The 564-nt window shown below is 66.5% G+C and carries 1 protein-coding gene; it reads left to right on the top strand.

Features of this window, described 5'->3' with window-relative positions; genetic code table 11:
- Positions 1-223 precede the first annotated feature (223 nt).
- Positions 224-499 (top strand): hypothetical protein, encoded by a 276-nt coding sequence (locus ACNPM4_RS02865; RefSeq protein WP_258134277.1) that lies wholly within the window; start codon positions 224-226, stop codon positions 497-499.
- Positions 500-564: the final 65 nt, after the last annotated feature.

The following is a 564-nucleotide window of genomic DNA, read 5'->3' as shown; positions in this document are numbered from 1 at the left end:
CGATCCGTGCACTCGCGGGCACGCCGTGCACTCGGCGACCTCACGCGAACGACGCGCACCGGAAGTTGAGCAACATATCGGTCGGACGTAGAATTTCGATGAAATCCGGCGGGCTGAAAGGGCGCCCGTTCGACCGCACGATGCAGGGATCTGCATCCTCGGATGCGGTGCGCTCCTCGCCAGCCGATGCCGGCCGACTGATTGGAGTGTTGAGATGTTCACGATGCCCGATCCCCGATTCGAGCTCAGGAAGATCACCGATACCGAGTGGCTGATCCTCGACCACCGCTACGCCGCGGATGACTCGCGCCGCACGGTCGCCTGCATCTATCAGGTCGACACGGTCGAGGTCGAGGCCGTCTGGCTACGAGACCTGCCGCTCGCGACCTACTACATGTCTGCGGCGGATGTTCTGGAGGACGTGCAGCGGTTCCACTCGCCGAGCCGTGCCGGACGCCCGGTTCCGATCCCGCATCTGCCCCCGCTGGCCACCGCCTGACGTCGACGAGACGCCGGCGGGCGAGCCGACGAGGGTCGGGATTGTCCGGCCCGGCGCACGCGTCT

The sequence above is a fragment of the Microbacterium umsixpiens genome, from assembly GCF_053543675.1.
The sequence above is the reverse complement of the archived record's forward strand: the minus strand, read 5'-3'. Positions and strand labels throughout refer to the sequence as shown.

Coding starts and splice junctions, on each gene's coding strand:
- ACNPM4_RS02865 (WP_258134277.1), top strand. CDS start 224: ATGCCCGATCCCCGATTCGAGCTCAGGAAGATCACCGATACCGAGTGG.